This is a genomic window from Arthrobacter sp. Soil761 (assembly GCF_001428325.1).
Taxonomy (GTDB): Bacteria; Actinomycetota; Actinomycetes; order Actinomycetales; family Micrococcaceae; genus Arthrobacter.
Genome location: NZ_LMSF01000005.1, coordinates 52606 through 78194, shown reverse-complemented (window position 1 = coordinate 78194; position 25589 = coordinate 52606). Strand labels below are relative to the sequence as shown.

Annotated in this window: 21 protein-coding genes and 1 tRNA gene; 16 read left to right on the top strand and 6 right to left on the bottom strand. The window is 66.5% G+C overall.

Translation table 11 applies throughout. From position 1 onward, the window contains the following. The first annotated feature begins 11 nt into the window (after positions 1–11). Both fdhD and ASG79_RS05560 read left to right on the top strand, forming a co-directional pair. Positions 12–890, top strand: a complete 879-nt coding sequence (gene fdhD, locus ASG79_RS05565) for a formate dehydrogenase accessory sulfurtransferase FdhD (protein ID WP_056389129.1) — start codon at positions 12–14, stop codon at positions 888–890. Between the two features lie 125 nt (positions 891–1015). Continuing rightward, positions 1016–4048 (top strand): alpha-mannosidase, encoded by a 3033-nt coding sequence (locus ASG79_RS05560; protein ID WP_056389126.1) that lies wholly within the window; start codon positions 1016–1018, stop codon positions 4046–4048. A gap of 212 nt (positions 4049–4260) precedes the next feature. Here the strand turns inward: ASG79_RS05560 and ASG79_RS05555 are convergent, their stop codons facing one another. Together ASG79_RS05555 and ASG79_RS05550 are read right to left on the bottom strand one after the other, a co-directional pair. Beyond that, positions 4261–4998 (bottom strand): hypothetical protein, encoded by a 738-nt coding sequence (locus ASG79_RS05555; protein WP_056389124.1) that lies wholly within the window; start codon positions 4996–4998, stop codon positions 4261–4263. Continuing rightward, positions 4995–5726 carry a hypothetical protein gene (locus tag ASG79_RS05550; protein WP_056389121.1) on the bottom strand — a complete coding sequence of 244 codons (732 nt, stop codon included), beginning with the start codon at positions 5724–5726 and terminating at the stop codon, positions 4995–4997. Before ASG79_RS05550 ends, ASG79_RS05555 begins: the two co-directional genes overlap by 4 nt. A 250-nt stretch (positions 5727–5976) precedes the next feature. Between ASG79_RS05550 and ASG79_RS05545 the strand changes: the two genes are divergently transcribed. Then, positions 5977–7644, top strand: a complete 1668-nt coding sequence (locus ASG79_RS05545; RefSeq protein WP_056389119.1) for an ABC-F family ATP-binding cassette domain-containing protein — start codon at positions 5977–5979, stop codon at positions 7642–7644. Next, a complete protein-coding gene (locus ASG79_RS05540; RefSeq protein ID WP_018769563.1) occupies positions 7641–9554 on the top strand; it encodes an ABC transporter ATP-binding protein in 1914 nt (637 codons plus the stop codon). Before ASG79_RS05545 ends, ASG79_RS05540 begins: the two co-directional genes overlap by 4 nt. A 10-nt stretch (positions 9555–9564) precedes the next feature. On the opposite strand, the gene ASG79_RS05535 is transcribed toward ASG79_RS05540, so the two are convergent. The 3 genes from ASG79_RS05535 to ASG79_RS05525 form a co-directional block, all read right to left on the bottom strand. Next, positions 9565–10002 (bottom strand): NUDIX hydrolase, encoded by a 438-nt coding sequence (locus ASG79_RS05535; protein WP_018769564.1) that lies wholly within the window; start codon positions 10000–10002, stop codon positions 9565–9567. Then, positions 9999–10493, bottom strand: coding sequence for a DUF6314 family protein (locus ASG79_RS05530; protein ID WP_018769565.1), 495 nt, complete (start codon positions 10491–10493; stop codon positions 9999–10001). Before ASG79_RS05530 ends, ASG79_RS05535 begins: the two co-directional genes overlap by 4 nt. A 1-nt stretch (position 10494) precedes the next feature. Then, positions 10495–10567, bottom strand: a tRNA-Arg gene (locus tag ASG79_RS05525). Positions 10568–10650: 83 nt separating this feature from the next. Between ASG79_RS05525 and ASG79_RS05520 the strand changes: the two genes are divergently transcribed. After that, entirely contained in the window at positions 10651–11424 is a 774-nt protein-coding gene (locus ASG79_RS05520) for a DUF998 domain-containing protein (protein ID WP_056389113.1), read from the top strand. On the opposite strand, the gene ASG79_RS05515 is transcribed toward ASG79_RS05520, so the two are convergent. Continuing rightward, positions 11421–12047: a hypothetical protein gene (locus tag ASG79_RS05515; protein ID WP_056389110.1), complete on the bottom strand. Its 627-nt coding sequence runs from the start codon at positions 12045–12047 to the stop codon at positions 11421–11423. The two genes, ASG79_RS05520 and ASG79_RS05515, sit on opposite strands and share 4 nt — an antisense overlap. 32 nt (positions 12048–12079) lie before the next feature. On the opposite strand from ASG79_RS05515, the gene ASG79_RS05510 reads away from it, so the two are divergent. The 11 genes from ASG79_RS05510 (at position 12080) to dhaL (ending at position 25584) form a co-directional block, all read left to right on the top strand. Continuing rightward, entirely contained in the window at positions 12080–12910 is an 831-nt protein-coding gene (locus ASG79_RS05510) for an inositol monophosphatase family protein (RefSeq protein ID WP_056389107.1), read from the top strand. 90 nt (positions 12911–13000) lie between these two features. Next, positions 13001–15556, top strand: a complete 2556-nt coding sequence (gene pcrA / locus ASG79_RS05505) for a DNA helicase PcrA (RefSeq protein ID WP_082581686.1) — start codon at positions 13001–13003, stop codon at positions 15554–15556. 20 nt (positions 15557–15576) lie between these two features. Further along, complete coding sequence (locus ASG79_RS05500; RefSeq protein WP_026265816.1) at positions 15577–16293, top strand: hypothetical protein; 717 nt, start codon at positions 15577–15579, stop codon at positions 16291–16293. A gap of 225 nt (positions 16294–16518) precedes the next feature. After that, positions 16519–17688: an ADP-forming succinate--CoA ligase subunit beta gene (gene sucC, locus ASG79_RS05495; RefSeq protein WP_018769571.1), complete on the top strand. Its 1170-nt coding sequence runs from the start codon at positions 16519–16521 to the stop codon at positions 17686–17688. An 11-nt stretch (positions 17689–17699) separates the two neighbouring features. Beyond that, positions 17700–18602, top strand: a complete 903-nt coding sequence (sucD, locus tag ASG79_RS05490; RefSeq protein WP_018769572.1) for a succinate--CoA ligase subunit alpha — start codon at positions 17700–17702, stop codon at positions 18600–18602. 191 nt (positions 18603–18793) lie between these two features. After that, on the top strand, positions 18794–19525 hold the full coding sequence (locus ASG79_RS05485; RefSeq protein WP_018769573.1) for a FadR/GntR family transcriptional regulator: 732 nt from the start codon (positions 18794–18796) through the stop codon (positions 19523–19525). Between the two features lie 219 nt (positions 19526–19744). Beyond that, the gene (locus tag ASG79_RS05480) at positions 19745–21094 is read left to right on the top strand and encodes an MFS transporter (RefSeq protein ID WP_026265817.1); all 1350 of its coding nucleotides are present in this window, start codon (positions 19745–19747) and stop codon (positions 21092–21094) included. A 9-nt stretch (positions 21095–21103) separates the two neighbouring features. Further along, positions 21104–21880: an SDR family NAD(P)-dependent oxidoreductase gene (locus tag ASG79_RS05475; protein ID WP_056389098.1), complete on the top strand. Its 777-nt coding sequence runs from the start codon at positions 21104–21106 to the stop codon at positions 21878–21880. Positions 21881–21995: 115 nt separating this feature from the next. Beyond that, on the top strand, positions 21996–22685 hold the full coding sequence (locus ASG79_RS05470; RefSeq protein WP_056389095.1) for a GntR family transcriptional regulator: 690 nt from the start codon (positions 21996–21998) through the stop codon (positions 22683–22685). Between the two features lie 132 nt (positions 22686–22817). After that, the gene (locus tag ASG79_RS05465; protein ID WP_018769577.1) at positions 22818–23816 is read left to right on the top strand and encodes a sugar phosphate isomerase/epimerase family protein; all 999 of its coding nucleotides are present in this window, start codon (positions 22818–22820) and stop codon (positions 23814–23816) included. A 46-nt stretch (positions 23817–23862) separates the two neighbouring features. After that, the gene (gene dhaL / locus ASG79_RS05460; protein WP_056389091.1) at positions 23863–25584 is read left to right on the top strand and encodes a dihydroxyacetone kinase subunit DhaL; all 1722 of its coding nucleotides are present in this window, start codon (positions 23863–23865) and stop codon (positions 25582–25584) included. Positions 25585–25589 lie beyond the last annotated feature (5 nt).

The following is a 25589-nucleotide window of genomic DNA, read 5'->3' as shown; positions in this document are numbered from 1 at the left end:
CAGGGTGGAACATGGGACGCGTAACCCAGCGCCGCAAGGTGCACAAGTATGTCCTGGACGGTTCGCCGGGAGCCCTGGAATACCCGGTCCGCCACCGCGAAGACGTCCTCGCCGTCGAGGAACCGCTGGAGATCCGGCTGGGAAAGCTTTCCTATTCGGTCACCATGCGAACCCCGGGGGACGACTTTGACCTGGTGGCTGGATTTCTGGTGTCCGAGGGGGTCATATGGGCCCCCGAACAGCTGGTTTCGCTGCGATTCTGTGCCGGCGAGGACGAGAACGGTGTCCAGACATTCAACGTGGTGGAGGCCCAGCTGCGGCCGGATGTGCCACTTCCCGACACCGGCCGCCACGTCTACACGTCCAGCTCCTGCGGCATCTGTGGAACGGACTCCATCGAAGCTGTCCAAAAGTCCTCCCACTTCAGCCCCCGGACGGACCCGTTGACTGTGGACGCGGAAGTCCTGGCCGCCCTGCCGGGAATGCTGCGGAAGTCCCAGCGTGTCTTCGAGGACACCGGCGGCGTGCACGCGGCCGGCCTGTTCAGGATCGATGACGACGGGGAGCCGCAGCTCCTGTGCCTGCGCGAGGACGTGGGACGCCACAATGCCGTGGATAAAGTGGTGGGCTGGGCACTGCGCGAGGGCCTCCTGCCTCTTACCGGAACCGTCCTCCAGGTATCTGGCAGGGCGTCCTTCGAGCTGGTCCAGAAAGCATCCCTTGCGGGCATTCCCGTCCTGGCTGCCGTGAGTGCCCCTTCCAGTCTTGCCGTGGAACTGGCCGAGGCGAACGGCTTGACGCTGGCGGGTTTCAGCCGGCACACCAGCTTTAACGTCTACGCCGGGGACTCGCGGATCCTGCGCCCTGCACCAGCCGTGCCCAGTGGCTAGGAGGGCCAATGCACGGCTGGGACGTGGCTGCCCGGGCAAGGGGGTTGGATGCAATGCTGCCGGAGGGTAGATTTGTCCATCGAATGGACGCGATGATCCAGCCCCGAGCCTAAAGAGGACTTATTTTGCATGACGACCGCAGGATCACGGAAGTCCGCCTGGCCAGGTTTGTGCGCGAGCGCATCGCCCCTGCCGTCTACAGCCGGACGGTCCCGCTTGCCCTGAGCAGTTGGGACGCCCCCGGTGAACCGGTCCCCGCGCTCGAAGCGATGCGGCAGGAGTTCCAGCCGCAGGAGCACGGCGCCGCCTGGGGCCGGCCGTGGGGGACCACCTGGCTCCGGCTGCAAGGGGAGGTGCCGGAATCCTGGGGCGGCGGCCCGGACACCACCGTGGAGGTGGTGGTGGATCTTGGGTTCACCACCGAAGCGCCCGGGTTTCAGTGCGAGGGCATCGCCTGGCGGCCTGACGGGACCATCATCAAGGCCATCTCACCCCGCAACCAGTACATTCCCCTGAAGCTGCTGGGCGGCGGCATGGCCGTGGACTTCTACGTGGAGGCGGCCGCGAACCCGGACATGGCGCAAGGCTGGACCTTTGCCGCCACCCCGCTGGGAGACAAGGCGACCGCCGGGGGAGCACCCCAGTACCGGCTGGGCAACATCGCCATCGCTGAACTCAACCAGTGCGTGTGGGAACTCCAGCAGGACGTGTGGACGCTGGCCGGCCTCATGGAACAACTCCCCCTGGAGCTTCCCCGCCGCCATGAGATCCTCCGGGCCTTCGAACGCATGATGGATGTGATGGACCCTGACGATGTTGCCGGGACCGCGCCGGCAGGACGGCAGGAGCTCGCCGAAGTCCTTGCCCGCCCCGCCTACGCTTCCGCGCATCAACTGGTTGCTACGGGCCATGCCCACATCGACTCGGCCTGGCTCTGGCCGGTCCGTGAAACCATCCGCAAATGCGCCCGGACGTTCTCCAACGTGGTGGCACTGATGGATGAAGACCCGACTTTCGTCTTCTCCTGTTCGTCCGCGCAGCAGCTGGCATGGATCAAGGAGCTGTACCCGGAGCTGTACAGCCGGATCCGGGAAAAGGTCCGGGCAGGCCAGTTCGTGCCCGTCGGCGGCATGTGGGTGGAATCGGATACCAACATGCCCGGCGGCGAAGCCATGGCGCGGCAGTTCGTGGAGGGCAAGGGCTTCTTCCTGGCGGAGTTCGGCATTGAGTGCAGGGAGGCGTGGCTCCCGGACTCGTTTGGATACAGTGCCGCCCTGCCCCAGATCGTGAAAGCCGCGGGCAGCCGCTGGTTCCTTACCCAAAAGATCTCCTGGAACCAGACAAACAGGATGCCGCACCACACCTTTAATTGGGAGGGAATCGACGGCACCCGGCTGTTCACCCACTTTCCGCCGGTGGACAGCTACAACTCGGACCTCAGCGGCAGGGACCTTGCCCACGCCGAGCGCAACTACCGGGACCACGGCCGCGGGACGGTGTCGTTGGTGCCCTTCGGCTATGGCGACGGCGGCGGCGGACCCACCCGCGAAATGCTTGCGGCGGCTGCCCGCACCGCGAATCTGGAGGGATCGCCCAGGGTCAGGATCGGCTCTGCGGAGAGTTTCTTCCGGCAGGCCGAGGAAGACTACCCGGCACTGCCTGTCTGGGTGGGCGAAATGTACCTGGAGTTGCACCGCGGCACGTACACCAGCCAGGCGCGGACCAAGAAGGGCAACCGGCGCAGCGAGCACCTGCTGCGTGAAGCGGAACTGTGGTGTTCCACGGCTGCAGTCCGGTCGGCCGGCGCATACGACTATCCGGATGCCGAGCTCAAGCGGCTCTGGCAACTGGTACTGCTGCAGCAGTTCCACGACATCCTTCCCGGCAGCTCCATTGCCTGGGTCCACCAGGACGCCGAGCGTAACTACCAGGCCATCGAAAAGGCGCTTGAAGCAATCATCAGCCAGGCAGCTGCCGCCATGCTGGGCTCCGGGGACCGGCAGTTCCTGCTTAACGCTGCGCCGCACGCAAGGAATGGAGTCCCCGCCCTTGCGGCAGCGGAACCAACGCCGCTCCCTGGGCCGGTGCTCGCCACGCCACACCACGGCGGCTACATCCTGGACAACGGGATTATCCGGGTCGAGGTGGACGCCGATGGACTCCTCGCGTCCCTGCGTGACTACGCCACCGGACGAGAGGCCATCGCCCCTGGCCAGCGCGGCAACCTGCTGGAACTGCACCGCGACACCCCCAACGAATGGGATGCCTGGGACATCGACGAGTTCTACCGCCGCAATGTCACTCCGCTGGTCCACGCGGAGTCGGTCCGGCTGGCCAATGAAGACGGCAGCGCCGTGGTGGTGGTGGAACGGCTGGCAGGGAGCTCGCCGCTGACCCAGCGCATCACATTGGCCCCCGGCAGCCCGTCACTGGAAATCACCACGGCCGTGGACTGGCAGGAGCGCGAAAAGCTGCTGAAACTCGGCTTTGCCCTCGACGTGCGGGCAGACCGGTCAGCTGCCGAAACACAGTTCGGCCACGTCTTCAGGCCCACCCACAACAACACCTCCTGGGAAGCCGCGAAGTTCGAAATCTGTGCCCACCGGTGGATCCACGTGGGGGAGCCCGGGTACGGGGTGGCGGTGGCCAACTCCTCCACATACGGCCACGACGTGGGCAGAAGCATCAGGGAATCCGACGGCGGAACCACCACTACGGTGCGCCTGTCCCTGCTACGGGCTCCTAAGTTCCCCGACCCCGACGCCGACCGCGGACACCAGGAGTTGACGGTGACCATCCGCCCAGGTGCTGACATTGCGGCCGCCGTCCAGGAAGGGTACCGCACCAATCTGGCGCCCCGGCTGGTCAGCGGCGGCACCGCGGTGGAGCCGCTCTTCTCCGTCAGCAATCCGGCCCTGGTCATTGAAGCGGTGAAGCTGGCCCAGGACGGATCGGGCGATGTGGTGGTCCGGCTCTATGAGTCGTTGGGGCAGCGGTCCGTGGGAACTCTCACAGCCAACTTCCCTGTCAATGGCGTGGTGCCGACGGATCTCCTGGAGCGTGCCGCCGAGGCGCCCGGAATTGTTCCGGCAGATACCGGTGCCGAGCTCGCGCTCCGGCCGTTCCAGTTGGTGACATTGAGGTTTACCAGGAAATAGGATCAGTGTCCCTTAGGGGCCAGGGTCCTTAAATAGGCTGAGTGGGGGCGGTCCCCAACGATCCGCCACCACTCATCCCCCCAATGCGTGCAAAGGCCCCCGGGGCGGCCGGCGCTTTGGAATTTATCCCCGTTCGAAAACGCTTGGCAGCCCCGCCTTCACACATTCATGATTGTTTCACATTCTAATGATTTTGTGAAAGCGCACGAAGGTTACATTTCGGTAGATGTCCTGCGCCGTGCCGCAGTCCGCCGGTTAACCACCCTTGAGGCCCAGATCAGGGCCAGCCCGACGACGAAGCACAGCACGGCCGTGTAGTTGATGATGAATTCTATCTGGCCGATGCTGGGCGGGATAAGAGGGAAGAGCAGCGTAAGGGTCACCGCCACTCCGCCCAGGGCCAGTAACGCAGCGGCGATGCGTACCAGGACCGGCAGCCGTTCCCGCACTGCCCGCACCATGGCCGGCACGAGGACCAGGGCGACGAAGGCGGGATAGGCGCGTCCAGCCGCACCGTAGTACTCAACCAGCGCGAAATGACGCGCATCCTTACCCGAGATGGCGCTTAGTCCTGCCGATGACCCGGCGGTGTCCATGGAGAAGAACAGTGAAATCACGACAGCCGAGACAGCGAGCAGGACAATGATGCCGGCCCTTCCGGTTATGAGACGGTAGGCACTGCCGGCACCGAAGCCCCTGGAAACGCGGATACCCATGAAGAAGATGGCGCCGAAAATGACGAAGCGCAGCAACAGGTTGGCCAGGTTGATCCCGCCCAGCGCCTGGTCGATGACGATGTACGGCCCCTGGATGCTCAACAGGATGGCCAGGGTCATCAAGGCAAAGATGCCGAAAAGGGAACGGTTTTCTCCTCTGAGTGTGCTGGGGACGCGGGCCACCGCAATAAGGGCGCAAATGGCCAGCGTGCTCCATTGAAGGGTTTCGATCATCCCAGGTTCTCCCAAATTTTTTCTGTCTGCGCTTGGTCCTGCTCCTGGCGGCGCAGTACTTTGCCCATTGCCTGAAGCCGGTCTCCAGCAAGGGCTGTGAGTTCTCCGTCGGTGAGGCTGTCCAGCGCCGCCTGCCGGGCACCGGGAGGCCAGCCGGCCTCCTCCTCCGTAATGATTCCCGTGGCCACCAGTCCGCCGGCGGGTCCCACTCCGGCCGCCAATGCCGTCGCTAAGGCGAGCTCCGGGGACAGCCGGTTGGCGGTCAACTGGGCGGAATAGTTTTGCGGCGCCACTCCCGTGGAGGCGGACACGCGGTGCCGGACCTCGCCGTCGTCTATGGCATCGACCCAGTTCTTCACGGAGGTGGCGTGCGGGGCAGGAGTGAGGGCGGGAGAGGCTGCTCCCCGGGCCGCGTCCATTGCGGGGCGGGCCAGGAGCGCCCGCAGGAGGTCCGGCGTGGAAATCTGGCTGACCAGCTCGCTGCGGGTGGGTGGACGCGGCGGGCTTCCCAGGGCGCTGTAGGCGTCAAACCCGGACAGTGCGTCGACGGGGTTGATGTTGTACGCGCGGCTGATGCTGACCACCGTGCTCACGGAGACTTTGCCCCGGACCAGCTGCTGGGCCAGCGTGGTCCGCTTGATTCCGGAGACCCTGCAGACGTCTGCAGTGCTGGCATCTGGCGCGATGCCTTGCAGCCAGCGCTGGAACGCCTTGGCAGGAAGGGTCATGGAGTGCTCTCTGCAGAACGGGTGGTGAGGACGATTTTACCGTGCCGTCCCCGCCCCGGCCGTGCCGCCGATTTTGCCCATGGTCCACCTTCGCCTATAGTTGATGGTCGAGCCCGCTGGTCCGTACACCCCCCAAGTCCGGACCAGCGGGTTCTTCTATGTCCTGCAGCCCCAGCGGCGCCGCGGCCCGGTTTTCGCCGCCTCTGCCGGCCGTCGGCGGCTGTCCGGGCAGCGGCGAAAGGACGATTCGATGACTGCAACCCTTGTTGCGAAGGACATCTCCGGTGGCCACGGCCACCGGGTGCTCTTTTCCGGGCTCTCGCTGACGGTTGCCCCCGGCGACGTGGTGGGCGTGGTGGGTGCCAACGGTGCCGGTAAATCGACGCTGCTGCGCCTCCTGGCCGGTGTCGACCAGCCCCAGCAGGGCTCGGTCAACCTTGCGCCGTCCGATGCCTTCGTTGGATGGCTGCCACAGGAGCACGAGCGCATTGCCGGCGAAACAGTGGCGGCCTACATTGCCCGCCGGACCGGCTGCGCGGAAGCGACCGCCGACATGGAGTCCACCGCGGAAGCACTCGGTTCCGGCGCTCCGGGGGCGGATGACGCCTACGCCCGTGCCTTTGACCGCTGGATGGCCTCCGGCGCCGCTGACCTGGACGACCGTGTCCCGGCGGTGCTGGCAGACCTCGGGCTGGACGCCGGCGCCGATGCGCTGATGACGGGTCTTTCGGGCGGCCAGGCCGCCCGGGTGGCCCTGGCGGCCCTCCTGCTGAGCCGCTTCGATGTGGTGCTCCTGGACGAGCCCACCAACGACCTCGACCTCGCGGGGCTGGCCACCTTGGAGAACTTCGTAACGGGGCTGCGCGGCGGCGTGGTGCTGGTCAGCCATGACCGCGAATTCCTGGCGCGCTGTGTGACCCGCGTCGTCGAACTTGACCTGGCACAGAACAGTGTGGCTGTCTACGACGGCGGCTACGACGCCTTCCTCGAGGAACGTGCCGTGATGCGGCGGCACGCCCGCGAGAAGTACGAGGAGTTTGCCGCCACCAAGGCAGACCTGGTCGCGCGGGCACGGACGCAGCGGGAGTGGAGTTCGCAGGGCGTTCGCAATGCCATGAAGAAGAACCCCGACAACGACAAGATCCGGCGCGCCGCCAGTACCGAATCCTCCGAAAAGCAGGCCCAGAAGGTCCGGCAGATGGAATCCCGGATCGCCCGTCTGGACGCGGTGGAGGAGCCCCGGAAGGAATGGCAGCTCCAGTTCAGCATCGGCCAGGCACCGCGCTCCAGCGCCGTCGTCGCCACCTTGCGCAAGGCCGTGGCACGCCAGGGCGACTTCACGCTGGGACCGGTCAGCCTCCAGCTCAACGGCGGCGAGCGCGTGGGCATCACCGGCCCCAACGGCGCCGGGAAATCCACCCTCCTGCGCCTGCTGCTGGGCACCCAGGCGCCGGACGACGGCGATGCCTCCACGGGTGCCTCCGTCGCCGTCGGCGAAATAGACCAGGCCCGCGGGCTGCTGGACGGCGCCCTGCCGCTGGGCGACGCTGTCGAAGCGCTGCTGGCGGACTGGAACAGTGCCGACGTTCGCACGCTCCTGGCCAAGTTCGGCCTCAAGGCGGACCACACGTCGAGGACCGTGGATTCCCTGTCACCGGGTGAGCGGACGCGGGCGGCCCTGGCGCTGCTCCAGGCCCGCGGCGTGAACCTGCTGGTGCTGGACGAACCCACCAACCACCTCGACCTGCCGGCCATAGAACAGCTGGAAGAGGCCCTTGAAAGCTACGACGGAGCGCTGCTGCTGGTCACCCACGACCGCCGGCTGCTGGAAAACGTTCGACTCGACTACCGGTGGCACCTGGAAAACGGCACGGTCCAGGAACTCCACCACACTGCAACCCAGGAGAAACAGCCATGAGCATGGACCGCGTAGCCTGGAGTTCGCTCTACAACATCAGCACCGCAAAGAGCGCTTCGAAGCCATTTTCCAAAGAGACCCTGAAGCGGGTGCTGGCCTTTGCCGCCCCCCACAAGGGCAAGCTCATCGCCTTTGTGCTCTCCTCCATTGCGGCTGCCTTCCTGGCCGTCGCCACCCCGGTGCTTGCCGGCAAGGTGGTTGACGCCATCATCGCCAAGACCGGCGTTGACACGGTCATCTGGCTGGCAGTGCTGATCGCCATCGTGGCCGTCGGTGAGGCCGGGGTGGGGCTCTTGACCCGCTGGCTGTCCTCGACCATCGGCGAAGGCGTCATCGTGGACCTGCGCACGCGGGTGTTCGACCACGTGCAGCGGATGCCCATTGCCTTCTTCACGCGGACCCGCACGGGCGCGCTGGTCAGCCGCCTCAACAACGATGTCATCGGCGCCCAGTCCGCCTTCGCCGGAACCCTTTCCGGGGTGGTGAGCAACTCGGTGGCGCTGGCCCTGACGCTGGCCGTGATGCTCAATACGTCGTGGCTGGTGACCGTCCTCGCCATGGTGCTGCTGCCGATCTTCCTGATTCCGGCCCGGCGCATGGGCTCCAAGCTGGCTGACCTGCGCCGGGAAGCTGCCGCGCACAACGCCGCCATGGGCACCCAAATGACCGAGCGGTTCTCGGCGCCGGGCGCAACCCTGGTCAAGTTGTTCGGACGGCCTGACGAGGAATCCCGCGAATTCGCTGCCCGCGCTGGCCGCGTCCGGGACATCGGCGTCCGCATGGCGATGCTGCAGTTCACCTTCGTCACGGCCCTGACCCTGGTGTCCGCGCTTGCACTGGCACTGGTGTACGGCCTGGGCGGCTGGCTTGCCCTGGGCGGCCAGCTGGCACCCGGGGATGTGGTGGTGCTGGCACTGCTGCTGACCCGGCTCTACGCTCCGCTCACGGCCCTGTCCAACGCCCGGGTGGAAGTCATGAGCGCCCTGGTCAGCTTTGAACGCGTCTTCGAGATCCTGGACCTGCAGCCGCTGATCCAGCAGAAGCCGGACGCGAAGCCCGTTCCTGCCGGCCCCGTGTCCGTCGAATTCGACAACGTCCGCTTCGCCTACCCGTCCGCGGATAAGGTCTCGCTGGCCTCGCTGGAGGAAGTCTCCACCCTGGACACCCGCGGCGGCGAGGAAGTGCTGCACGGCGTGAGCTTCCGGGTGGAACCGGGCCAGACGGTGGCGCTGGTGGGTTCCTCCGGCGCCGGCAAGTCCACCATCGCCCAGCTGCTGTCGCGGTTGTACGACGTCGACTCCGGCGCAGTGCGTCTCGGCGGCACTGCGCGGGGCACGGGGCTGGACGTGCGGGACGCCACCTTCGATTCGCTGCGGGACACCCTGGGCATGGTGACCCAGGACGGCCACCTGTTCCATGAAACCATCGCGTCCAACCTTCGGCTGGCCAAGCCCGACGCAACCGAAGAGGACATGTGGGACGTGCTGCGGCAGGCACGGCTGGAGACGATGATCAGGTCCCTGCCGGACGGGCTGGAAACGGTGGTGGGGGAGCGCGGCTACCGGCTTTCCGGCGGCGAACGCCAGCGGCTGACCATTGCCCGGCTCCTGATCGCGCAGCCCCGCGTCGTCATCCTCGACGAGGCCACCGCTGCCCTGGACTCCACGAATGAAGCCGCCGTGCAGGCAGCCCTGGGCGCCGCACTCGAGGGGCGGACCGCCGTCGTGATTGCCCACCGGCTGTCCACCGTCCGCGCGGCCGACGCCATCCTGGTGGTCGAGGGCGGTCAAATTGTGGAACGCGGAACCCACACGGAGCTCCTGGCCGCCGGCGGCCGCTACGCCGAGCTCTACCGGACGCAGTTCGCGGAGGCCACCGCCGTGGCCCAGGAGTCCGTCCCCGAGTTCTAGGGTTGATCAGCTAAGCCTGCGCGGCTCCCGGGACTGCCCGGGCGGCCAGCAGGGGCAGGATGTGGTCCGTCAGCAGTGGCGCCAGGTCCCGGGCCTGTCCGGCGCCGGAAGCCAGGACGTCCAGGTCCAGCCAGCGGATCTCGGCAATCTCAGCTGAAGGGTGTGCTGACCAGGTGCCCGGAGCGGTATAGACGGTGGCTTCAATGTCAGTGGCGGCCTCGTTGGCTGCGTCGGCGATCCACACGCCCATCAACACCAATTCGCGCGGGTCGATGGTGATGCCCACTTCTTCCTCAAGCTCCCGGGCTGCGGCCTGCACAGCTGTCTCGCCCGGTTCCGGCTTGCCGCCCGGGTGCATGAACATGGTGGTGCCGCGCTTCCGCACGGTCAGCAGGCGGCCGGTGTGGTCGAACACGCAGACGGCGGAAACCACGATGCGGTGTTTCATGCCGGTGCCTGCGTCCGCACCAGGTGTGAAGTCAGCAGCAGGTCCTTGCGCGGACCGGTGACATCCCAGCTGTAGCTGAAGTGGTCAGGGCCCTCCAAGGTGTAGGTCACCCGGTAGGTGTCGGGATCACACCAGTGGCTGTCCAGGTTGGCTTCCGGCGTGAAGCTCATCCGGTGGAAGGGGCGGCCATCGGGGAAGAAGAAGTCCAGCGCGTCAGGGCGCCCGGTGGTCCGCAGCAGGTACTCGCGTGAGGCGGGGCCGGAAAAAGCAGGCCAGCGCATGGTGCCTTCCTCGCGAAGGGCCAGGCCGCCGTCGTCCGTGGGGATGAAAAGGACGACGCCGGAAAAGGTTCCGCGGGTGCCCTCCGACCTGTCCAGCAGGTCGCGCTCCACCAGCCAGCGGCCCGGGTGGGTGTCGTGGCTTGCGGCGCCGGCCGGCTGGTTGCCCAGGAGGTAGGCGCGGAGGCTGGGCTCCGGGACACGGGAGTTCAAGTGCCCTCGATTGGAATCGAACCAACGACACCGGCTTTAGGAGAGCCGTGCTCTATCCACTGAGCTACGAGGGCGGGCATCCGGTGGTTCGGCGGGGCCGGTCCGTCCGGACACGGTTACAAGCATACAAGGTGCCGGGCCGTACTACGCTCATGGCATGAGTCCAGCCCCCACTGCCGCTCCCGCCGCCGCCTTCATTCCGAACGTTGCGTCCACCCGGCAGTACATCGGGGCCTGGGCAATCCTGAGCGTGCTGCAGTATTTCGCCGCGGAGGCAGCCGTGGCCATGGCGTGGGCCGGACCCCGTCCCTACGACCTGCGGACCGGGTACATCAGTGACCTCGGTGCCCTCCACTGCGGGACGTTCTCAGGCCGGGACGTCTGCTCACCCCTGAACTGGCTGATGAATGCCTCGTTCGTGGTCCAGGGCCTTGGCCTGCTGGTGGGGGCGGTGATGCTGACGTCCGGGCTGCTGCGCGTGGGTGCCCGCCCCGGGACCAGGGTCGGCTGGGGCCGCAGGGGACCCTGGCTCGCGGCCGCCGCGGTCCGGCTGCTCACCGGAGCTGCCGGGGCAGGGACGGTGGTTGTGGGCCTGGTCCCGGAGGACGCCGGCTCACCCTGGCATTATGCCGGCGCCGTCACGTACTTCGTGACGGGTGGTGCGGCCCTGCTGGTCCTGGGACTCCTGTGGCTCCGGAAGACCGGGATGGCGTGGTTCCTGGTGGCCTGCGGCGGCGTGTCACTGGCCGCGGTGGCAACCGGCGGGCTTACCCGCATGATGGTTCCCGAGCCCGGGACGCTGGAGCGGCTCATGGGGTACCCCGTGACAGTGGGCATGGCCGCCGCCGGGCTTGTCATTGCACAGCGGGTGCACCGGCACCGGAAGGAACAGCGGGCAGCGGCTGCGGCGGCCCGGGTAACTGCCGGCTAGGTCTCGTTCCGTTTCCGGCTGTTCAGGAATACAGCTGCGGCCCCGGCCAGGAGGCTCAGGACCAAAAGCACCCACCCGGCAACCGTGAGGCCGGACGCCAGGGCAACCTGGCCGGCGTCGGGACCTTCCGAGGCCATCATGGCGTCTATGGCCACGTTCCCCCACAACCGGACCACAACGAACAGCATGGGCAAGGCCCACAACGCCCAGCGCAGCCCCTTCCGTGCCACATTGGTCCCGATGAGCAGCAGCCACGTGAAGCCGAAGATCAGCGGGAAGAGGGTCCCCGCGGTCTTGTGGACATAGTTCAGCTGGCCCAGGGCATCGCCGTCCATCGCTGCCTGCAGGCGGCCGATGTAGCCGGGATCGAACCCGCCCACCAGCGAATCGGGCATAGCCAGGCCCTTGGTGAGCTGGGTGAGCTGGTCCAGGGTCAGCAGGTGCAGGTACCAGAACAGGAACAGGCTTGCCACCACGCCGGCAACCACAATCAGGTTGCTGTTGCCCTGAGCCTTCTGCGGCGTCCGCGCCGTGGTGGGGTTCACCACAGGTGGAAGGTGGTGCTGCGGCACAACCGCTTTGTCGCCGTGCTTCTTGATCCTCTGGGCAGGGGTTTTGGCCATGGCACCATTATCCCGCCCCATAAACTGAAGCCATGACCACTGGCCGACACAGCGCAGCTGTTCTTGATCCCGCACTGGACGACTACGAACTGGCGGCCGCGCTGGTCCGCGAAGCCGGGCAACTGGCGCTCCTCATGCGCATGGCCGGCCTGCAGTCGGAACAAAAGACCTCCGTCTCGGACGTGGTGACGGCGGCGGACCACGCCGCCGAGGCCTACGTGCTGGAGCAGCTCCAGCGTTGCCGGCCGGATGACGGCATCCTGGGCGAGGAAGGCGCCTCCGTCCAGGGAACCAGCGGCCGTACCTGGGTGATCGACCCCGTGGACGGCACCTACAACTTCCTGCACGGATCCACCTACTGGTGTTCCGCCATTGCCCTGAAGGACCGCGATGATGTGCTGCTGGGCGCCGTCTTCCAGCCGGAGGAGGACAAACTGTGGCTTGGCGGCCGTGACCGGGCCGCCACCCTGAACGGTGGCCTCCTCACCGGTTTCAACGACGACGGCGGCAAACGCAACGCCACCAGCGTCGCCGAGCTTGGGGCCGCCACCTACATCCACCCCACCTGGCTGATGGATCCCATGTGCGCCATGCCCTGGCACGCGGCCGCCACCTCCGCTGCGTCCCTCCGCATGCTGGGGTCCGGGTCCTGCGACCTGGGCCGTGTCGCAGACGGGCAGCTGGGGTGCTGGTTCCAGCACAGCTGCCCGGAATGGGACTGGCTGCCGGGCAAGGCGATCGTCCGGGCGGCGGGGGGCGCCGTGGACACAGTCCGCGTCAACGGGCTGGAGTGGTTCCTGGCAGGAGGAACGACGGCGGTTCAGGAGTTGCGTGCAGCCCTTCAGTCAGGCTCGGTGGCCTGAGGCGGTTGCCGGCACTGGTTCACGGGTCAGCGGCAGTAATCCACAGGCTGGAAGGCGTTGTCGGTCCCACCGCCTAGACTTGTATGCACCATGGATATGTTGTTTGACCCGTACTCTGACGGACCGTTCAAGGCCGCTCCTGCCGCCACCGCCCGCACCAGGACGGGGCCGGAAGGCGTTGCCACCACGGCCGGGCCCGGCGGAATGCCGGGCAGCCAGGCCGGCTGGCAGCAGAACAACGGGGACCGGCACCACCCGGACCGGAACAGCACGGACAGGCACGACGGCGGCCGGCACCAAGGCAGCCACCGCCCGGACGCTGCCCAGCTGCTGGAGGGGCTGAACCCCCAGCAGGAGGAAGCGGTCAAGCATGCCGGGCCGGCGCTGCTGATCGTCGCCGGTGCCGGATCCGGAAAGACCCGGGTGCTCAGCAACAGGATCGCGTACCTGATCGCCACCGGCCGTGCCCACCACGGCGAAATCCTGGCCATCACCTTCACCAACAAGGCCGCCGCGGAAATGCGGGAGCGCATAGAGGCGCTGGTGGGCGGACGCGCCAAGATCATGTGGATCTCCACGTTCCATTCCTCCTGCGTGCGGATCCTGCGGCAGGAAGCGGCCAACGTCGGCCTGAAATCCAATTTCTCCATCTACGACTCCGCCGACTCCCTGCGGCTGGTCACCCAGGTCTCCAAGGCCCTGGACCTGGACCCCAAAAAGTTTGCGCCCAAGGCCATCCAGCACAAGATCTCGGCGTTGAAGAACGAGCTCATCGACGCCGATTCCTTTGCCTCGGCAGCCAATTACAACGACCCCTTCGAACATGCGGTCGCGGACGTTTACAAGGGCTACACCCAGCGCCTCCGGCAGGCCAACGCCATGGACTTCGACGACCTGATCGCCGAGACCGTCTACATGTTCCGTGCCTTCCCCGCGCTCGCCGAGTCCTACCGCCGCCGGTTCCGCCACGTGCTGGTGGACGAATACCAGGACACCAACCACGCCCAGTACGCCCTGGTGCGGGAAATCGTGGGGGAGGGCCCGGGCGCGTCGGAACTCACCGTGGTGGGTGACTCGGACCAGTCCATCTACGCCTTCCGGGGGGCGGACATCCGGAACATCGTGGAGTTCGAAAAGGACTACCCGGAGGCCCGCACCATCAAGCTGGAGCAGAACTACCGCTCCACCCAAAACATCCTGAGCGCGGCGAACTCGGTCATCTCCCGCAACCCCAACCGTCCGGAAAAACGGTTGTGGACCGCCGAGGGCGAAGGCCACAAGATCATCGGCTACGTCGGCGAAAATGAACACGACGAAGCGCAGTTCATTGCCAAGGAGATCGACCGGCTCCAGGACGAGGAAAACCTGCGCCCCGGCGATGTTGCCATCTTCTACCGGACCAACGCCCAGTCCCGCTCCATCGAAGACGTCCTGGTGCGCGTGGGCCTGCCGTACAAGGTGGTGGGCGGCACCCGCTTTTACGAGCGGAAGGAAATCAAGGACGCCCTGGCGTACCTGCGCGTCCTGGTCAACCCGGATGACGACGTCAACCTCCGCCGTGTATTGAATGAGCCCAAACGCGGCATCGGCGACCGCGCCGAAGGCGCCGTCGCGGCCCTGGCCCAGCGTGAGCGGACGTCGTTCATGGAGGCGGCCCGCCGCGCCGACCAGGCGCCCGGCATGGCCACCCGGTCCGTCAACGCCGTCCTGGGCTTCGTGAAGATGCTGGACGACCTGGCCGAGGTTGCCTCCGGATCCGGAGCGGCCGCCGCCCTGGAAGCCGTGCTGGAACAGACGGGCTACCTTGCCGCGCTGCGATCCAGCACCGATCCGCAGGACGAGTCCCGCGTGGAGAACCTGGCTGAACTCGTGGCCGTAGTTCGCGAGTACGAGCAGGAGAACCCGGAAGGAAGCCTTGGCGCGTTCCTGGAACAGGTCTCCCTGGTAGCGGACGCCGACCAGATCCCGGATGCTCCCGGTGCGGACATCGACGCCGCCGTCGCCGAGGCCAAACGGCTGGGCGTGGTGACCCTCATGACCCTGCACACGGCCAAGGGCCTGGAATTCCCCGTGGTCTTCCTGACCGGCATGGAGCACGGCCTCTTCCCGCACCAGCGCTCCGCCACCGACCCCAAGGAACTGGCCGAGGAACGACGCCTGGCGTACGTGGGACTGACCCGTGCCCGCAAGCGGCTCTACGTGACCCGGTCCGAGGTGCGCAGCATGTGGGGCCAGAGCCAGTACAACCCCGCCAGCCAGTTCCTCGAGGAAATCCCGGCGGAGCTCCTGGAATGGAAGCGTGAAGGAACCAGCAGGCAGGCCGGCGGCTGGGGCGGCGGTTCCATCGGGTCCGGCCGCTACAGCGGGTCCTTCTGGGGCGCCGGCACTGCCCGTGGCGCGGCAGCGGACTCCTCGGCGGGATTCAACGCCGACGTTCCGGCGTTCATCGCCAAGAACCGGGTGCAGCCGCAAAAGGAAATCATCGCCGTCAGCGTGGGAGACAAGGTCAACCACACCAGCTTCGGCAACGGCACGGTCCTGGCGCTTGAAGGAGTGGGGGACAAGACCGTGGCCAAGGTGAAGTTCGACGTCGGCGAGAAGCGCCTGTTGCTGCGGTACGCGCCGCTGACCAAGCTCGACGCCTAAGCCGCCCCCGGCCGGGCATAATGGAGCCCATGCGACGGAATGTCTGGGGGATGCTCGCCGCCCTTCTCCTCCTCATTGCTGTCACCGCCACGGGATGCAGCGTGACCACCAAGGACCCCTCCTACGTTCCACCGGCCCCGCTGCCGCCCATGGAACAACTGGAAAAGGCGCCCTTGGCCGACGCCAAGACATACTCCAGCGGTGGCGACGTCCTCTCCTTCATCACCGCGGACCGCACCATCGCCTGTTCATTGACGTCCGCGCGCGGGGACCACGTGAACCTGCCGTACCAGCAGAACCGCTACGGCGACGCTGCCAACAACAAGCTGCCCATTGTCCCGGTGGCCCACTGCGAGCTGGCCACCTATCAGCCTCCCCAACCCGGGGACGTTAGGGATGACTGCGCCGGAACCCACCTGGGCTACCTGGGCGGCGTGGCCCTGCTGGCCCCGGACAGTGCACGCTACGGCGAATGCCGCTCCGGCGTCACGTCGATGGAAGCGGCCTACGGACCCAAGGGGACCAAGGCCGGCCCGCTGGCCCAGCTGCCTGTGCTTGCGGACGGTCAGAACCTCGAACGGAACGGGCTGCGCTGTTCCGCCTACAACGGCGGCGTGGCGTGCGGAAACGTCTCCGCCGGCGTGGGATTCTTCATCTCCCCCGAACGTTACGAACTGGTCCCGGGCCCCGCCAAAAGCAGTGCATCCCCGCAGGCAGAGGGCCCAAAAACCCCGTAAATCCGCGGTTTTTCTACGCTCCATAGAATAGTGTGCTTACTCACATAAGAGGTAGTCTGGGACGGCCCGGTCCCTCCAAAGGACTAGAGTTCCCCATGGAGCATTACGCCGCGTGGCTCGTTTCCAGACAGGCCGCCGGTGCGTGCAATCCGCAGCCCGGTCATCGTCTTTTCGGATGGTGTCCGACTGTACAGAAACTACTTCGACGTAGAAGGACACTAAACCGTGGACCTGTTTGAATACCAGGCGCGCGATATGTTCGAGGCGCACGGTGTACCCGTGCTTGCCGGCATCGTGGCGTACACCCCAGAAGAAGCAAAGGCAGCCGCCGAGAAGATCGGCGGCGTAACCGTTGTCAAGGCACAGGTCAAGGTAGGCGGCCGCGGCAAGGCCGGCGGCGTCAAGGTGGCAAAGTCCGCCGACGAAGCGTTTGAGCACGCCACCAACATCCTGGGCATGGACATCAAGGGCCACACCGTTAACAAGGTGATGATTGCCCAGGGTGCGGACATCGCCGAGGAATACTACTTCTCCGTCCTGCTGGACCGGGCCAACCGCAACTACCTGGCCATGTGCTCGGTTGAGGGCGGCATGGAAATCGAACAGCTCGCCGTCGAACGCCCCGAAGCGCTGGCCAAGATTGCCATCGACCCCGCCGTGGGCATCGACCAGGCCAAGGCGGACGAGATCGTCGCAGCTGCAGGCTTCGCCGAGGAACTCCGCGGCCAGGTGGCCGGCGTCATCCTGAAGCTCTGGGACGTCTTCAAGAAGGAAGACGCCACCCTGGTGGAGGTCAACCCGCTGGTCAAGACCGGCAACGGTGACATCCTGGCCCTCGATGGCAAGGTTTCCCTCGACGAGAACGCCGACTTCCGCCACCCGAAGCACGCGCAGCTCGAGGACAAGGACGCAGCGGACCCGCTTGAGGCCAAGGCAAAGGCGCAGGACCTCAACTACGTCAAGCTCGACGGCGAAGTAGGCATCATCGGCAACGGCGCCGGCCTGGTCATGTCCACCCTCGACGTCGTGGCCTACGCCGGCGAGAACCACGGCAACGTCAAGCCCGCCAACTTCCTGGACATCGGCGGCGGAGCCTCCGCAGAGGTCATGGCCGCAGGCCTGGACGTCATCCTGGGTGACGAGCAGGTCAAGTCCGTGTTCGTCAACGTCTTCGGTGGCATCACCGCGTGCGACGCCGTCGCCAAGGGCATCGTTGGCGCGCTGGCCGAGCTGGGCCACTCCGCCAACAAGCCGCTGGTAGTCCGCCTTGACGGCAACAACGTCGAGGAAGGCCGCCGCATCCTCACCGAGGCCAACCACCCGCTGGTAACCCTGGCCGCCACCATGGACGAGGGCGCCGACAAGGCCGCCGAGCTCGCCAACGCAGCTAAGTAAAGGGACGCACCATGTCTATCTATCTGAACAAGGACTCCAAGGTCATCGTCCAGGGCATCACCGGCGGCGAAGGCACCAAGCACACCGCGCTGATGCTTAAGGCGGGCACCAACATCGTCGGCGGCGTCAACGCCCGCAAGGCCGGCACCACGGTCCTGCACGGCGACAAGGAAATCAACGTCTACGGCACCGTCAAGGAAGCCATGGCGGAAACCGGCGCCGACGTCTCCATCGTCTTCGTGCCGCCGGCATTCACCAAGAACGCCGTTGTGGAAGCCATCGAGGCCGGCATCGGCCTGGTCGTGGTCATCACCGAAGGCGTCCCCGTCCAGGACTCCGCCGAATTCTGGGCCCTGGCCCAGTCCAAGGTGGATGCCGACGGCAACCAGGTCACCCGCATCATCGGCCCGAACTGCCCCGGCATCATCACCCCCGGCGAAGCGCTGGTTGGCATCACCCCGGCCAACATCACCGGCAAGGGCCCCATCGGCCTGGTTTCCAAGTCGGGTACCCTGACCTACCAGATGATGTACGAACTGCGCGACCTGGGCTTCTCCACCGCCATCGGCATCGGCGGCGACCCCATCATCGGCACCACGCACATCGACGCCCTGGCCGCGTTCGAGGCTGACCCCGAGACCAAGGCCATCGTGATGATCGGCGAAATCGGCGGCGACGCCGAAGAGCGTGCAGCCGACTTCATCAAGGCCAACGTCACCAAGCCGGTCGTCGGCTATGTGGCCGGCTTCACCGCGCCCGAAGGCAAGACCATGGGCCACGCAGGTGCCATCGTCTCCGGTTCCGCCGGTACCGCCCAGGCCAAGAAGGAAGCCCTCGAGGCTGCCGGTGTCAAGGTCGGCAAGACGCCGTCCGAGACAGCCAAGCTGCTCCGTGAGGTCTACGCAGCCCTCTAGCAGTCCTGCACAACGCGGGGCCACCCGGCCCGGTTCCCCTTTGGGGGCCGGCAGGGCGGCCCCGCGTTTGCTGTTTAACCCACCTGACTGTTTGACGCACGACGACGGCGGGCAGCGCGCGCCCGAGTGCGTCGAGTAATGTTGAGGAAGGAAAATCAGGGCGCCTTGCGCGCGCAGGCAGGGGATGACGGATGGCAGAGAAGCGACCGACCCTGGTCGACGCCGTCGTCGACAAAGTCCTTGAGCACATCCTCAGCGGAGAGATCAAGGCCGACGACGCCCTGCCGCCTGAAGCGGATATCGCCAAGGAGTCCGGTGTCAGCAGGCTGACGGCCCGCGAGGCCATGAAGGTATTGAAAGCGCAGGACGTGGTGTACGTCCGGCGCGGCCTGGGCACCTTCGTCAACCCGCCCGAGCGCTGGACCGGACTGGACGCCATCATGCGCGCAGCCTCCAGGGGAGTGGCCTCGGACCAGGTGGCACTCCGTTTGCTCGAGGTCCGCCGCATGGTGGAGACCGGCGCGGCCGAACTCGCTGCCTCCCGGCACCGGCCGGCTGACCTCGCCGCGCTGCAGGACAGCGTGGAGCAGATGGAAGCGGCCCACCATGCCGGCGACGTGGACGCGCTGACCGTGGCAGACATCGCCTTCCACGACACCGTTCTGCGCGCGTCCGGCAACCCGTTCGTGCCGGCCCTGCTGGGCCAGCTGTCCACCCTGCTGTACGCCATGCGGCGCGAAACCTCGGCGTTCCCCGACGTGCAGCGGCACGCCATCCACCACCACAAGATGGTCCTGGCCGCCATCGCCGCCGGAGACCCGGCCACCGCCCGCTCCACCATGGATGCACATATTACCCAGACTTTCGAGGATTACGAGCACTACCTTGCCGTGTCCAGCCGTAGCGGAGCCGCGGCCCGCTAGCCGCCTGTCCGGGCCCGTCCCATCGGGGTATTCCCTGTCAGCGGCATCCCCACCAGGGCGCGTCCGCAGCCGTGTTGACGCTCCCGTCCCCTGTGATTAGAATCTCATACAGACATCAGACATCTGATATCACCCCCAAAAAATGCCGCCAGCCAAAGGAGTCGTCATGCGCGCGCATTCCCTTTTCGAGGGTCCCCACACCACCCTGGGAGGCCTGCGATGACCTCCCGTGCTGCTGCCCCCGCTCTCAGCGAGTTGGGCGAGACCACCCTCCGCAAGGTTCGTCGGAGGCTCATGCCCCTGATCGTCCTCCTGTACTTCATTGCCTACCTGGACCGGAACAACGTTGGTTTCGCCAAGCTCGGCATGCAGGGGGACATCGGACTGACCGAGGCCGCCTACGGCCTGGGCGCCGGCATCTTCTTCCTCGGCTACGCACTGCTTGAGATCCCGTCGAACGGCGGCATGTACCGCTATGGCGCCCGCAAGTGGATCGCCCGCATCCTCATCAGCTGGGGCATCTTTGCCACCGCCATGTTCCTGGTGAACGGTGAAGCGACGTTCTACATCATCCGCTTCCTCCTCGGAGCCGCCGAGGCAGGCTTCTTCCCGGCCATCCTCTTCTACCTGACCCTGTGGTTCCCCGCGGCGCAGCGCGTGACGGTGCTGGGCATCTTCATCCTGGCCCAGCCCATCTCCAACGCCCTCGGCGCCCCGGTGTCCGGCATGCTCCTGAACCTGGAGGGCGTGGCAGGCCTGCACGGCTGGCAGTGGCTCTACATCCTGGAAGGCATTCCCGCCATCCTGTTGGGCATCATCACCCCCTTCGTCATGACGGACCGGCCCGAACACGCCAAGTGGCTCAAGCCGGAAGAGCGTGAGTGGCTCTCCAACACCATGAGCGCCGAACTGGCCCACAAGCAGAAGTCCGGCAACCACAACTTCCTTGCCGGATTGAAGGACCCCCGCACCATCGCATACTCGGCCCTGTACTTCGGCCTGGTATGCGGCATCTACGGCCTGGGCCTCTGGCTGCCCACCATCGTCAAGGCGCTGGGCAAGTTCGACTCGACCCAGGTGGGCTTCATCGTCTTTATCCCGTACGCCATCGCTGCCGTCTTCGTCTACTTCTGGAGCAAGCGCTCGGACCGCACCGGCAACCGGGTATGGCATGCCAGCATGAGCATGGTGCTCGCCGCCGTCGGCCTCTTGGGCGCAGGCTACCTGCTGCCGGTCAATGCCGTGCTCGCCATGGTGTTCCTGACCCTCGCGGCCATGGGCATCTACTCCGCCATCGCGCCGTTCCTTGCCATGCCCTCCGCAGCCCTCACCGGTGCTGCAGCCGCCGCCGGCCTCGCCATGGTCAACTCCCTTGGCAACCTGGGCGGCTTCGTGGCGCCCTACATCGTGGGCATCCTCAAGGACGCCACCGGAAACAGCCAGAGCGGGCTGGTCTTCCTGGCCGCCTGCCTCGCCGTGACCGCCGCCGCCACCTACCTTTACGCACGCAAGCGGCCGGAGGGTGTCTCCGCCCCCGGGGTCACAGTTCCTGCCGCCGAAACCCACTAGGACGCATCAATGACTACACAGCACACCTTCCCCGCAGAGCGCACCGCTGTCCTCACCGGGGCAGCATCTGCCCGCGGCATTGGCCGGGCAACCGCTGACCGGCTGGCCAGCGAGGGCTGGTCCATCGCCATCCTGGACATCAATGCCGAAGACGCGAAGGCCGCGGCTGCCGAAATCGGCTCCAGCCGTGCCGTCAAGGCCATCGGCGTGGGCGCCGACGTCTCCGACGAGGGATCGGTTGACCGCGCCATCACGGAAATTGAGGAGGCGCTTCCGCCCATCGTCGGACTGGTCAACCTGGCCGGAATCAGCTCACCCACCCCCTTCATGGAGACCACGGTGGCGGAATGGGACAAGGTCTTCGCCATCAACATGCGCGGCACCTTCCTTGTTTCCCAGCGGGTCCTCAGGGGCATGATCGAGCGCGAACTCGGGAGGATCGTCAGCATCTCCTCCATCTCGGCCCAGCGTGGCGGCGGCACCTACTCCAAGGTGGCCTACAGCGCCTCGAAAGCCGGCATCCTCGGTTTCACCCGTGCGCTGGCCCGTGAAGTGGGTGAACACAACATCACCGTGAACGCCATCGCCCCCGGTCCGATCGACACTGACATCATGGGCGGAACGTTGACGGACGAGCGCAAGGCCCAGATGTCCGAGGGCATCATGATGGGGCGGGTGGGAACCCGGGAGGAAGTGGCGGCGCTGATCGCATTCCTGCTCAGCGAGGACGCCGGCTACATTACTGCCGCCACCTACGACATCAACGGCGGCCTGCAGGTTTCCTGACCACCGGTTTCCGCTGGTGCAGTGCTGCCTACCGGCCGTACGGCACCAGCGGGACGTGTCCGGGGACACCCCATCCCACGCGCTCCCGCACATTTTCCGGCTATAGGATTTCTACATGGCAACCAAGAACCAGGCCTCCGGCGGCGTGAGCAGGCAGGTCCTCGCCGACCACGTTTACGAAGCGCTTCTTGTTGCCCTGATGGACGGCCGGCTGGAGGCGGGAACCCCGGTCAGCATCGACGGGATGGCCAGGGAGCTGGACGTTTCCCCGACGCCGGTGCGCGAAGCGCTCGCCCGGCTGGAAGCGACCGGGATGGTGCGGAGGATGGCCCTGCGCGGCTACCGTGTGGCACCGCTGTTCTCCCCGGAAGAACTGGCCGACCTGATGGACGCCCGCCTGGTGATCGAACCGGCCAATGCCTTCATGGCCTGCAAGCATGCTGACGCGGAACTGACCGGGCAGCTGGAGCAGGCCATCGAGGACCTCAAGGCAGCCCCGCGCGGTCCATCCTTCACGGAGTTCCGCGCCTACTGGGAAGCCGATGAACGGTTCCACCGGCTCATCGCCGAGTCCGCTGACAACCAGTTCCTGCTGTCCGCATATAACGCCCTGGGCGGGCAGGTGCAGCGCTTCCGCTTCTTTGGCGGCCTGGGCGTGACCGATGCCGACTACGCCATTGCCGAGCACACCGAGATCCTCAAAGCCTTCGAGACCGGCGACGCCGATCTTGCCCGGCAGAAAATGATCGACCACATCGAAGGCGTCAAGCAGCGCTCGCAGCACGACAGCGAAGTGCGCAGCTAGCACGCACGCCCATGGGCCCAATATGGCCCGACTTTTTCACCAACCTCCGCCCGGGAGGAACAGAGAGGCCCTTGACAGGGCCTCGAATAGCGTAGATCCTATAGGAAATGCGATTCTAAATTTGGAGTGACAATGCCGTACACCGCTGAAAACTGGCCCATCGCTGCTGCCCTGCTGCAGTTCCCGGGAACAAGGCCGGACGGGACCACCGCCCAGGAGGCCCCCGCCAGCGACTGGCAGCAGGTCTTTGAAGAAGTCGCAGACGCCGGCTTCAGCAACGCCGACCTCACCGACAGCTGGGTGCGGCCGGGCGATCTCTCAAGCGCCCGTCTGGACGAACTGAAGGCCGCGGCCAGTGCCGCCGGCCTCGGGCTTCCCTCCATCTCCGCCATCCGCCGCAGCGTGATTGAGGAAGGCAAGTGGGAGGAAAACCTGGCCTACACCCACCGGACCATCGACGCCGCTGCGCAGCTCGGTTGCGAGGTCGTCTCCATCGGCCTGCACCAGGCCATCACCCCGGAGCAGCAGAAACAGCTCTGGTTCTGGACCGTTGAAGGCCACAAGGACCCGGTAGCGGACAAGGAAACCTGGAACAACGCCGTCACCCGCATCCGGGAGGTCGGCAAGCACGCCGCTGAACTCGGCCTCCTGGTGTCCCTGGAGATGTACGAGGACACGTACCTCGGCACTGCTGACTCCTCCGTGCAGCTCGTCCAGGACGTCGACCTGCCCAACGTTGGACTGAACCCCGACCTGGGCAACCTGATCCGCCTGCACCGCCCCATCGAAGACTGGCGCGAACTGGTGCACAAGACGCTGCCCTACTCCAACTACTGGCACGTCAAGAACTACATCCGCGACGAGGACCAGGCCCGGAACCACTACGTCGCCATGCCGGCGCCCATGGAATCCGGCCTCATCAGCTACCGCGAGGCCTTCCAGTTCGCCATCTCGGTGGGCTTCCAGGGCATCATCTGCACCGAGCACTACGGCGGCGACGGCCTGAGCGTCACCGCCGCCAACCAGGACTACCTGCGCCGCCAGGTCCTGCCCAAGCGCGATGGCTACACCCTGGGCACCAGCATGGTAGCGCAGGGCCGGCAGGCCCCGGCGGCTGTCCCCGCACGCTAAGCCACGGCAGGCTTCCCAACCGATCCAACCGGTTCAACGAGGAATCATGACAAAGATATTTGACGATCCAGCGCAGTTCGCAGACGACGCCCTCGACGGTTTCGTGGCCGCCAACCGCAAGTATGTGGCGCGAGTCGACGGCGGCGTTGTCCGTTCCACCGAAACACCAGAGGGCCAGGTGGCAGTGGTCATTGGCGGCGGTTCCGGCCATTACCCCGCCTTCGCCGGCCTGGTGGGGGCAGGGCTCGCCGCCGGAAGCGCCTGCGGCAACATGTTCGCTTCCCCCTCCGCCGGGCAGGTGTACCGCGTGGCCAAGGCATCCCAGACCGGCGGCGGCGTCCTCCTGAGCTACGGCAACTACGCCGGCGATGTGCTCCACTTCGGCCAGGCCCAGGAGAAGCTGAACGCTGAGGGCATCGAAACCCGCACCGTCCTGGTGACTGACGACATCGCCAGCGCGCCCCTCGAGGAGATCGGCAAGCGCCGCGGCATCGCCGGCGACCTGACGGTCTTCAAGGTTGCCGGCGCGGCGGCAGAGGCCGGGCTGGACCTGGATGAGGTGGAGCGGCTTGCCATCAAGGCCAACCACCACACCCGTTCGCTGGGCGTGGCGTTCGCCGGCTGCACCCTCCCCGGAGCATCCGAGCCCCTCTTCACCGTGCCGGAAGGCATGATGTCCGTGGGACTGGGCATTCACGGCGAACCGGGGATTTCAGACCTGCCCCTGCCCAGTGCCAGTGAACTGGCCAAGCTGTTGGTGGACGGGCTTTTGAAGGACAAGCCGGAAACCGCAGGCCGCCGGTTAGTGCCCATCCTCAACGGACTGGGAACAGTCAAGTACGACGAACTCTTCCTGTTGTTCGGCAAGATCGAGGCTCTGCTCACCGCTGCCGGACTCGAGATCGTTGAGCCGGAGTGCGGTGAACTGGTGACCAGCCTGGACATGTCCGGCCTGTCATTGACGCTGTTCTGGCTGGATGCGGAACTGGAGAAGTTCTGGGCCGCGCCGGCTGACACCCCCGCCTTCCGCAAGGGCAACCTGGCCCCGCGCCGGGCCCGGGCCGTCGAGTCCCTGGCCGAGGCGGCCACGACGCCGGGGCTGGCCGCCACGCCGGCGTCCACCGCGCTGGCTGCCACGGCGGTGGGAGTGTTGAAGGAAGCCCGGTCCGTCGTCGTCGAACACGAGGAGGCACTCGGGAAGCTGGATGCCATCGCCGGGGACGGCGACCACGGCATCGGAATGCGCCGCGGAGTGGATGCTGCCGTTGCTGCCGCGGAGAAGTCCCATGCCGGCGGTGCCGGCCTGGAGGAAGTGCTCGCGGCGGCGGGGGAGCAGTGGGCCGAGCGTGCCGGCGGTACCTCCGGGGCCCTTTGGGGCGCGGCGGTCACCGCCGTCGGCAGGACCCTGGGCAGCAAGGACGCCTACACCGCGGCCGACGCAGCGGCGGCCGTCAATGCCCTCCGCGACGCCATTGTCACCTTGGGCAAGGCCGAGGCGGGAGACAAGACCATGGTGGACGCGCTCCTTCCGTTCGCCGAGACCTTCACCAAAGCAATTGACGACGGCGGCAGCCTGGCCGGCAGCCTTCGTGCGGCAGCGGAGGCCGCCGCCGAGGCCGCTGACGCGACTGCCGGACTCAGCCCCAGGAAAGGCCGGGCGCGCCCGTTGGCCGAGAAGAGCCTGGGCCACCCGGATCCCGGCGCCGTTTCGTTCGGCCTCATTGCCCGCAGGGTGGCCGAGTACGCCGCCACCATCGAAAGCCACTAAGGAGA